General features: G+C 61.4%; 4 protein-coding genes. 3 read left to right on the top strand and 1 reads right to left on the bottom strand.

What is annotated here, in order from left to right:
• Positions 1-65: 65 nt before the first annotated feature.
• The 3 genes from recC to recD are packed head-to-tail and all read left to right on the top strand — an operon-like array spanning position 66 to position 9345.
• A complete protein-coding gene (recC, locus tag B3N48_RS24555; protein ID WP_296188096.1) occupies positions 66-3551 on the top strand; it encodes an exodeoxyribonuclease V subunit gamma in 3486 nt (1161 codons plus the stop codon).
• The gene (recB, locus tag B3N48_RS24550) at positions 3548-7261 is read left to right on the top strand and encodes an exodeoxyribonuclease V subunit beta (protein ID WP_296188094.1); all 3714 of its coding nucleotides are present in this window, start codon (positions 3548-3550) and stop codon (positions 7259-7261) included. The genes recC and recB overlap by 4 nt, the downstream gene beginning before the upstream one ends.
• The gene (gene recD, locus B3N48_RS24545; protein ID WP_296188093.1) at positions 7258-9345 is read left to right on the top strand and encodes an exodeoxyribonuclease V subunit alpha; all 2088 of its coding nucleotides are present in this window, start codon (positions 7258-7260) and stop codon (positions 9343-9345) included. Before recB ends, recD begins: the two co-directional genes overlap by 4 nt.
• Positions 9346-9494: 149 nt before the next feature.
• Here recD and B3N48_RS24540 read toward each other — a convergent pair whose 3' ends face one another.
• Positions 9495-11045, bottom strand: coding sequence for an amino acid ABC transporter permease/ATP-binding protein (locus tag B3N48_RS24540; RefSeq protein ID WP_296188091.1), 1551 nt, complete (start codon positions 11043-11045; stop codon positions 9495-9497).
• Between the last annotated feature and the right edge of the window lie 65 nt (positions 11046-11110).

The raw sequence follows: 11110 nt of genomic DNA, 5'->3' as shown, positions 1-11110 counted from the left end.
TTCGTGCTGCGACACCCTTGCCCCTCTGTTAGTCTTCTCCCTCTTCAAACGCCAAGGAAGCAGCTATGCCGGTGACATCCCACCTCAATGCCGGGTTCATGGTGGTTCATGGCAATCGCCTGGACGAACTGCGCAGCCTCGTGGTGTCGTGGATGCGGCGCTACCCGCTGACCCCGTTGGAAAACGAAGTCGGACTGGTTCAAAGCAACGGTATTGCTCAGTGGTTGAAGCTTGCCCTGGCGGCGGACACACAGGATGACGATCAAGGCGGATGTGGCATTGCTGCTGCGATCGACGTTCAACTCCCCGGCAGCTTCATGTGGCAGCTCTACCGCGCGGTATTGGGAAAGGACGAGATCCCCGAAACCTCGCTGCTGGATAAAGCCCCACTCACGTGGCGCTTGATGAGGCTGTTACCGGCCTTGATCGACCAGCCTCACTTTGAACCCCTGCAGCGCTTCCTTACTGCCGACACCGATCTGCGCAAGCGTTATCAGTTGTCTGAGCGATTGGCGGACCTTTACGATCAATATCAGGTGTACCGCGCTGACTGGCTGGAAGATTGGGCTGCAGGCCGGCATCAGTTGAAAAACGTCAGAGGAGAAGTCAAGCCGCTCAAGCCGGAGAACTGCTGGCAAGCCGAACTGTGGCGCGCGCTGCTTCACGATGTCGGTGCAGAGGGCATGGCGCAAAGCCGCGCGGGTGTGCATCAGCGCTACATCGAGCGCATCAACACCCTGACCGAAGCACCTGTCGGCTTGCCCGCGCGTGTCATCGTCTTTGGAATTTCTTCACTGCCTGCTCAGGCGCTGGAAGCACTGGCCGGACTGTCGCGTTTCAGTCAGGTGTTGCTCTGCGTGCACAACCCCTGTCGTCATCATTGGGCGGACATCGTCGCCGACAAGGACCTGCTACGCCACGAATACAAACGCCAGTCGCGCAAAGCGGGCATGCCCGTCGTACTCAGCCCCGACGCGCTGCATCAACATGCGCATCCGTTGCTCGCGGCCTGGGGTAAGCAGGGCCGCGACTACATCAACTTGCTCGATAGCCACGATGACCCCAACAGCTACCGCTCGATCTTTCGTGACGGCCGTATCGACCTGTTCAGTGAAAGCGACCCCCAGACCGTGCTTAGCCAGTTGCAGGACGACATCCTGGAACTGCGCCCGCTGAGCGAAACCCGCGAGCTGTGGCCTGCCGTCAACATTAAGACAGATCGCTCGATCCGTTTCCACGTGGCTCACAGTGCCCAACGCGAAGTAGAGGTGCTGCACGATCAGTTGCTCGCGCGTTTCAGCAAAGACCCGGATCTTCGCCCTCGCGATGTCATCGTGATGGTCCCTGACATCGATAGTTACGCCCCGCACATCCGTGCTGTATTTGGGCAGCTGGATCGTGATGATCGGCGCTTCATCCCCTTCACCCTGGCAGACCAAGGTCAGCGCGGCCGTGACCCCCTGCTTATCGCCGTCGAACATCTGCTGAAAATTCCCGACAGCCGCTTCCCGGTCAGCGAAATTCTTGACCTGCTGGACGTCCCGGCCCTGCGCGCGCGTTTCGAAATCGACGAGCGCGACTTGCCGACCTTGCACCGCTGGATCGAAGGCGCCGGAGTACGGTGGGGATTGAACGCTCGGCAACGCGAAGGGTTGGGACTGCCCGAAGCGTTGGAACAGAACAGTTGGCATTTCGGTCTGCGCCGCATGCTGCTGGGGTACGCCGTCGGGGCCGGCACGGCTTACGACGACATCGAGCCTTACGACGAAATTGGTGGCCTGGATGCCGCGCTCATCGGGCCATTGGTCGCGCTGATCGACGCGCTCCAGGTCGCCCACGCCGAGCTGTCACAGCCTGCCACACCACCAGTATGGGGAGCGCGTCTGCAGGCGTTGATGCAGCTGTTTTTCACCGCTGACAGCGAGCACGATGACTACCTGCTTGGCCAGCTCGAAGCGTTGCGTGAAACCTGGTTGGAGACCTGCGAAACCGTGGAGCTGCTGGAAGAACTGCCATTGACGGTCGTGCGCGAGGCCTGGCTTGCCGGGCTGGATCAAGGGCGGCTCTCGCAGCGTTTCCTCGCTGGCTCAGTGAATTTCTGCACGTTGATGCCAATGCGCGCGATCCCCTTCAAGGTCGTCTGTCTGCTGGGCATGAACGATGGTGATTACCCACGCGCGCAGCCTCCGTTGGATTTCGACCTGATGGGAAGCGATTACCGCCCCGGCGACCGCTCTCGTCGCGAAGACGACCGCTATCTGTTGCTCGAAGCGCTTCTGTCGGCTCGTGATCAGCTTTATATAAGTTGGGTGGGTCGCAGCATTCGGGACAATTCAGAGCGCCCGGCGTCGGTACTCATCGGCCAGCTCCGTGATCACCTGGCCAGCGGCTGGCGACTGGCGGATGCCGTTGAGCCTGAGGACGCGAAGAAGCGCGATCCTGGTCAACAGCTACTGCACAGGCTGACCCTCGAACACCCGCTGCAGCCGTTCAGCGCCAAATACTTTCAGGAGAATCTGGAGTATTTCAGCTTCGCCCGTGAGTGGCAGGTGCTGCACGAGGCTGGCATTCAGGCAGGTGAGTTCCAGGCGCTGGGAAAACACCAACAGGACGAGCCGTTGAGTCTGATGCAGTTGCAGGATTTCCTGCGTAACCCGGTCAAACACTTCTTCAGCCAGCGTCTGAAAATTTTCTTTGAAGTGGCTGAAGCGCCTTTGGCCGATGAAGAGCCGTTTGTCCTTGATGCCCTTGAGCGATACGGGGTGAGTGACAGCTTGTTACAAGCGGCTCTGATCAATCCAGCGAGCCCCGATGACTCCCTCAGGGCGCAAGCCGTTCGCCTGCAAGCCAGCGGGCTGTTGCCGATGGCGGGATTCGGCACGCTCCTACAGGACGAGCTGATTGAGCCGCTACCGGATCTGGTCGAGCGTTACCATGGCTTGCTGTCGAAGTGGCCCGAGCGCTTGCACAGCGCGTTGCCGGTGAGCCACGAACATCAAGGTATCGCACTCGATGGATGGCTTGATGGGCTCTATCAAAATGCGCAAGGCGAACTGCTCGCAGTGACCGCGATCCCTAACGCCATCGGCGGCAGAAAGTCGCGTAAGTGGCATCGGTTGACCAAGCCGTGGGTCAACCATCTGGTAGCGTGTGCCAGCGATCTGCCTTTGACGACTGCACTGGTCGCCAGCGACGAAACGCTGCTCCTATCCCCCCTCGACAAAACAGCGGCCACCCACACCCTCAATGATCTGTTGCTCGCCTGGCAGCACGGCATGCAACGCCCGCTGCCCGTCGCGGTAAAAACAGCGTTTGCCTGGCTGGGTGAATCGGATGAAGTCAAAGCCGAGGCGGCAGCCCGTAAAACCTACGACGGTGACGGCCAGAACATCGCAGGCGAGCACGCCGAAAGCACGGCGCTGGCCCGACAATTCCCGAATTTCGATGCGCTGCTGGACAGCGAAGAATTCGTCGGCTGGTGTCAGTCGCTATACAAACCCCTGTACGAAGCGCCCTGGCAATCCCTGTCCAGCGAAGAGGCCGGAGCATGACTGACGTTCAATCGGGTGCAAGCCAAAAACCGTTGGCCCTGCGCTTCCCGCTCAAGGGCAGCCAGCTGATCGAGGCCAGCGCCGGCACTGGCAAGACCTTCACGATCTCGGCGCTGTACCTGCGTCTGGTCCTCGGCCACGGCGGTGAGCATTCGGGATTTGGCCGTGAGTTGCTGCCGCCGCAGATTCTCGTGGTGACCTTCACCGACGCCGCCACCAAAGAACTGCGTGATCGCATCCGCATCCGACTGGCAGAAGCCGCGCGTTTTTTTCGGCAGGAGATCGACGCGCCCGACGCCTTGCTCGACGACCTGCGCAACGACTTCCCGCCCGAGCAATGGGCCGGTTGCGCAAGCCGTCTCGACATTGCGGCGCAGTGGATGGACGAGGCCGCGGTGTCCACCATTCACAGCTGGTGTCAGCGCATGTTGCGTGAGCACGCCTTCGACAGTGGCAGCCTGTTCACACAGAGCTTGGAGACTGACCACAGCGACCTGCTGGGGGAAGTGCTGCGCGACTACTGGCGCAAGTTCTGCTACCCCATGAGCGGTGATGCGCTCACTTGGGTACGTGCCCACCTGAAGAGCCCTGCAGATTTGCTGCCACGGGTGCGCGCCATGTTTGGCAGTGATCGCGCGCCTGTGACGCAAACACCGACAGAACTGATCGAGGCCTCCATTCAGGAGCGCCGCGAAACCCTGAAAGCCCTCAAATCACCTTGGGCTAACTGGGCTGCCGAGTTGCACGCGATCTGCCTGGATGGGGTCGCTTGCAAGGTGGTGGATGGCCGCAAGATGCAGGAGCGCTATTTCCGGCCCTGGTTCGACAAACTCATCGCCTGGGCCAACGACGATGAACAGGAGCAGCTCGATCTGGGTACCGGCTTCACGCGTTTGACGCCCGATGGCATTGCCGAGGCGTGGAAAAACAATCCGCCGTCGCACCCGGCTTTCGAGGCAATGGTCGAGCTCAAGGTCGCCCTCGACACGCTGCCAACGCCCGACGCTGCGGTACTCGAACACGCTGCGCAGTGGGTCGGTACGCGCTTCGAGGAAGAGAAGCGGCGTCGTGCTGAAATGGGCTTCGACGACATGCTCCTGCGTCTGGACGCGGCATTGCGTGGCAGTGGCGGCGAACGGCTGGCGACTCTGATTCGCGAGCAATTTCCCGTCGCGCTGATCGACGAATTTCAGGACACCGACCCGGTGCAGTATCGAATTTTCGACAGCATCTATCACCTCGAAGCCCACGACGAAAGCACCGGGTTGTTCCTGATCGGCGACCCTAAACAGGCGATTTACGCCTTCCGCGGTGCCGACATTTACACCTACCTGCGCGCCAGAACGGCCACGGCGGGGCGCCTGCACACGCTGGGGACGAACTTCCGTTCCAGTCACGGGATGGTCGAGGCTGTGAACCACGTCTTCGTGCGCGCCGAAAACAGCCCGATCGGACGCGGTGCGTTTCTGTTTCGCAGTGCCGATCACAATCCGGTGCCGTTCCAGCCGGTAAATTCCCAAGGCCGCAAGGAGGTCTTCCAGCGCGATGGTCAGACTGTTCCGGCGCTCAATGTCTGGCAGTTGGAGAGCGATCAGCCGGTGTCCGGCACGCTGTATCGGCAGCACTTGGCGGCGAGTTGCGCCAGCGAGATCGTGGGTTTGCTCAATGCCGGCCAACAGGGCCAAGCGGGTTTTGCCAAACAGGGTGAGCCGTTGAAAGGCGTGATGCCCGCCGACATCGCGGTACTGGTGCGCGACGGCAAGGAGGCACAGGCCGTGCGCGGCGAGTTGTCGGCCCGAGGTGTGCGCAGCGTTTACCTGTCGGACAAGGACTCGGTGTTCGCGGCGCAGGAGGCCCATGACCTGTTGGCGTGGCTCAAGGCCTGCGCCGAACCCGATGCCGAACGCACGTTGCGTGCGGCCTTGGCGTGCATCACTTTGGATCTGCCGTTGGCCGAACTTGAGTTGCTCAACCGCGACGAATTGGCGTGGGAAAACCGCGTCATGCAGTTCCGTGATTACCGTCGCATCTGGCGTACCCAAGGTGTGCTGCCCATGCTGCGCCGCCTGCTCCACGACTTCAAACTGCCCCAGACATTGATTCAACGCAGTGATGGCGAACGGGTGCTGACCAACCTGCTGCACTTGTCCGAATTGATGCAGCAAGCCGCCGCTGAGCTTGACGGCGAGCAGGCGCTGATTCGGCATCTGAGCGAGCATCTGGCGTTGTCTGGCCAAGCCGGCGAAGAGCAGATTCTGCGCCTCGAAAGCGATGAACAGTTGGTCAAAGTCGTGACAATTCACAAGTCCAAAGGCCTGGAATACCCCTTGGTGTTTCTGCCATTCATTTGCTCGACCAAACCTGTTGATGGCAGCCGCTTGCCCCTGCATTTTCACGACCCCGAAGGCCACGCGCAGATCAGCCTCAAGCCAACGGCCGCGCTGATCGAGCAGGCTGATGACGAGCGTCTGGCCGAAGATTTGCGCCTGCTGTACGTCGCGCTCACCCGCGCGCAGCATGCTTGCTGGCTGGGCGTGGCCGACCTCAAACGCGGCAACACCAAAGGGTCGATCTTGCACCGCTCGGCGCTGGGTTACTTGCTCGGCGGCGGTGACGTGTTGTCAGAATCGAACCAGCTTGTTCAATGGCTGCAGGGGCTGGCCAGTGATCAGCCGACGGTTCACGTCGAAACCGTGCCTGCGCCCACCGCTGACACCTTCAGCGCGCCGCGTAACGAGGTCGCGTTGAGCAAGCCGCGTGTGCCGCGCCGCAGCGCGCGGGAAAACTGGTGGATTGCGTCTTACAGCGCCTTGCGCATCGGCGACACGATCACTGACAGCGGCGATCAATCACCGGACAGCCCCCAGGCGCAGAAGCTCTTTGACGACGAGCGACTCGACCCGGACGCGCCACGGGAGACGTTGGTCAGCGGCGGCGACATTCATCGATTCCCCCGTGGCCCGAACCCCGGCACGTTCCTTCATGGCTTGCTGGAGTGGGCAGGGGAAAAAGGTTTTGCAGCGGCAGCGAGCGACCCTGTGGCGCTGGAAAAAGTCGTCGCGCAACGTTGCAATCGGCGCGACTGGAAAGGCTGGATCAACACGCTCACCGACTGGCTTTCGCATTTGTTGAGCCTGCCGCTTCGTCTGGGGGCTGATGGCCCGCCGGTGGCCTTGAGCGAGTTGGATCAGCCGAATCAGTATCGCGTGGAGATGGAGTTCTGGTTCGCCTGTTCGAAAGTCGATGTGGCACAGGTGGACGCGCTGGTACGTCGCTACACCCACAACGGCGCGCCTCGCGCGGCGGCGGAAACGGTGTCGCTGAACGGCATGTTCAAGGGCTTCATCGACCTGACCTTCGAGCATCAAGGGCGTTATTACGTGGCCGATTACAAGTCCAACTGGCTGGGCGTCGACAACGAGGCCTACACCGACGCGGCGATGGAACACGCGATTCTGGACAACCGTTATGACCTGCAATACGTGCTGTACCTGCTGGCGTTGCATCGCCAACTCAAGGCGCGTCTGGCGGGCTACGACTACGACCTGCACATGGGCGGCGCGGTGTACCTGTTCGTGCGCGGCAGTCGCGCTGCCAGTCAGGGCGCGTGGTTTACCCGACCGCCTCGCGAGCTGATCGAAGGGCTCGACAGGTTGTTTCAGGGGCTTGCTTTGGTTGAGGAAGAAACGCTGTCAGGAGACCTCGCATGAACCGCACCTTTGCACATTTACTGCCCACGCCGCTGGACGCAGAAAGCCTGGCCGCCCTCCAGCCGTTGAGCCGCGTCGAGGATCTGCTGCTGCTATTGGAGCGTTGGGTCGAGCGGGGCTGGTTGCGGGCGCTGGACAAGGCCTTCGTGGGTTTTCTGGCCGATCTCGATCCGACGGCAGATTCTCTGGTATTGCTGGCCGCCGCGTTGACCAGTCACCAATTGGGGCATGGCCACGTGTGCCTCGACCTCTACGAAACCCTCAAGGAGCCTGACTTCGCGCTGTCGCTGCCGCCTGAAGGCGATGTGCTGTCGACGCCGATGCTGCTGCCTTCGACACTGCTCAAGTCCTTGGACGGGGGCTCATGGTGTCAGGCGCTGGTGGACAGTCCGCTGGTGGCCGAGGCGGGCGACAGCAGCATCGCGGCAGGACAGAAGCCTTTGGTGCTGTCGGACCGACGTCTGTATCTGCGGCGTTATTGGACCTACGAACGCAGGATCGATGCTGCGCTGCATCGCCGGCTCTCCCAGACCGAGCCTGCGCCGAGCGATCTGGCATCGCGTCTCGATGCGCTGTTCGGCGCCGCTGACAGGACGCCCGATGCGCTGATCGACTGGCAAAAACTCGCGTGCGCGCTCGCAACCCGTGGCGCGTTCAGCATCATCACGGGCGGTCCGGGCACCGGCAAAACCACCACCGTCGTGCGCCTGTTGGCCCTTCTGCAATCGCCCGCCGTCGAGCGCGGCAAGCCGCTACGTATTCGTCTCGCGGCCCCCACCGGCAAGGCGGCGGCGCGGTTGACCGAGTCCATCAGTCATCAGGTGCAGACCCTCAAGGTGCCCGAAGAGGTGCGACAAAAAATTCCCAGCGACGTGACCACCGTGCACCGCCTGCTGGGCAGTCGGCCGGGTACGCGGCACTTCCGCCACCACGCCGGTAATCCGCTGCCGCTGGACGTCTTGGTGGTCGATGAGGCGTCGATGATCGACCTGGAAATGATGGCCAATCTGCTCGATGCTTTGCCGCCGCACGCGCGCATGGTGCTGCTTGGCGACAAGGATCAACTGGCGTCGGTGGAAGCGGGTGCGGTATTAGGGGATCTGTGTCGCGATGCCGAAGCAGGCATGTACAGCCCGCAGACCCAGGCGTGGCTGGAGTCGGTCAGCGGTGAAGATCTGAGCAAAAGCGGGCTGCAACAGGGCGATAACCAGCGTCACGCCTTGGCGCAGCAATTGGTGATGCTGCGTCACTCCCGGCGGTTCGGGTCGGGCAGCGGCATTGGCCAGTTGGCGAAACGGGTCAATCAGCAGCAGGACCAGGATGCTCGGGCGTTGTTGGTGAACGGGGAATATGCGGATCTGTATTCGTTGGTGCTCAAGGGCGAGCAGGACCGCGCGTTCTCGCGGCTTTTGCTGGAGGGCCATGGCGAGGGGCCGAAGGGCTATCGGCACTATCTAAGCCGGATGCGCAGCGAGCGTCCGCAGGGTTTGACCTCTATCGACGACCCGCGCTGTGTGGAATGGGCGCGCGACGTGTTGCACGCTTTCGATGAATTCCAGCTGCTGTGTGCGGTGCGTAAAGGGCCGTGGGGCGTGGAGGGGTTGAACCAGCGCATCACGCAGATGCTCTTTGCCGCTGACCTGATCGAGAGTGATCAGCAGTGGTACGAGGGCAGGCCGGTGTTGATGACCCGCAACGATTACGGTCTGGGACTGATGAACGGCGACATTGGCCTCGCCCTGCGTTTGCCGGAAGGGCCGGTCGAAGAAAACCGCACGGCGTTGCGTGTGGCCTTCCCGCGCAACGACGGCGAGGGCGGCGTGCGCTTCGTGTTGCCGAGCCGGCTCAATGATGTGGAAACCGTTTACGCCATGACCGTGCACAAATCCCAAGGCTCGGAGTTCGCCCACACCGCACTGATCCTGCCTGAGGCGCTGAACCCGGTGCTGACGAAAGAGCTGATTTATACCGGGATCACTCGGGCGAAACACTGGTTCAGTCTCATCGAACCGCGCCAAGGCGTGTTTGAAGAAGCGTTGCGGCGCAAAGTGAAGCGGTTGAGTGGGTTGATGCTGGGGATGTGAAGCGCAGGTCTGCGGACTCTTATCGGTTCCTTGATGGGGCCGCATCAGAGGACTGATACCTGAACGGTGGGAGTGAGCCAGCTCACCCCCACAGCGTTTGATGTCGCTGCATATGCCGTGATCAGATTCGAATGACTTGAGGTTCCCGCTCACGCCTCTTTGCGCACCGGCTCCGGCAGAGTCGCGGCGCCGTCCAGGCCCATGAATTTGCGCACGCGCTCGCCGCACTGTTCGGCGAGGAGCGTTTTCGGCGGGGCATCGACCTGAACCACGCCGTTTTCCATGAAGACAACCCGGTCGGAAATTGACAGGGCGAAGTCCATTTCGTGGGTGACGATGAGCATGGTCATGCCATCTTTCGCCAGATCGCCGATGACCTTCAACACTTCGCTCACCAATTCCGGGTCGAGGGCTGAGGTAGGTTCGTCGAACAGCATGATTTGCGGGTCCATCGCCAGGGCGCGGGCGATGGCCACCCGTTGTTGCTGCCCACCCGAAAGTTGATGCGGGTATTTCTGCGCGTGGGCCAGCAGGCCAACTTTGTCGAGCAAGGCGTAGGCGCGCTGTTCGCTGATGGCCCTGCCGCGGCCGTGGTAGCGCGGGGCGAGGGTCACGTTGTCGAGCAGGGTGCGGTGGGGGAACAGGTTGAAGTTCTGGAACACCATGCCGATGCGCTGCACGCCCCGACGAATCTGGGGTGCGTTGGGGCTGTCGCCCGCATGGATGTAGCTCTCGCCGAACAGGATGATCTCGCCCTGATCGATGCTCTCAAGGCTGTTCACGGTGCGAATCAACGAGGTCTTGCCCGATCCGGACGGCCCGATGATCGAGATCACCTCGCCCGGTCTCACGTCCAGACTGATGCCTTTGAGCACTTCATGCTGGCCGTAGCGTTTATGAATGTTGACCAGTTGCAGCGCCGGTGCCGCGCCCGCCTTGGCCTCGGTCCGAGGGGCCTTGACCGGCTGCTCCACCAGGGTCGAACGCAGGCGAGCGAGGGCGTTGTCGTCGAGGGTCTGCGGTTTGCGGTTGTTCAGTTCGAGGTGCTGTTCGAGCCAATGAAACAGCCAGCCGAACACGGTCACGATCATCACGTAATACACCGCCACCGCCGACAGGGTTTCCATCACCAGAAAGTTTTGCGCGTACAGTCGCTGGCCGACGGTGAGCAGCTCTGTCAGAGAAATGACTGACACCAGAGAGGTCAGTTTTACCACCGTGATGTATTCGTTGATCAGCGTGGGCAGGGATATGCGGAAGGCCTGCGGGATCACGATCAGACGCTGCATGCCGATCAGTCCTACGCCCAATGCGCGACCCGCTTCCTTTTGGCCCTTGGCGACCGATATGAGCCCGCCGCGATGGATCTCGGCCATGTACGCCGCTTCGGTGACGACCAGCGCCAGTAAGCCGGAATAGAAAGGGTTAGACAGCACTTCGCGGGTGATCGGAAACATCTGCGGCAGGTTGTAGGTGAACACCACCAGCACCAGCAACGGGACGCTACGGAAGAACCAGATATAAATCGACGCGGGCACGCTGATCCAGCGGGCGGTCGAGAGTTTGGCCGAGGCCAGCAGAAAGCCCAGCAGCATACCGATGAACCAGCCCAAGGCGCTGAGCTCGATGACGGTGATGCAGGATTCCCAGAAGTCCGAGACCGAGAACAGCGAAAAAAAATAGGACCATTCGAATTGCATATGTACCTCTGCGGGGCGAGACCCTGCGGGGAAATCTCTATCTAGCGCGATTTCTGTAGGAGTGA

Origin of the sequence: Pseudomonas sp. UBA1879 (genome assembly GCF_002338065.1) — a bacterium.
Taxonomy (GTDB): Bacteria; Pseudomonadota; Gammaproteobacteria; order Pseudomonadales; family Pseudomonadaceae; genus Aquipseudomonas.
Note: the sequence above shows the minus strand (reverse complement) of the source record. Positions and strands in the feature narration are given on the sequence as shown.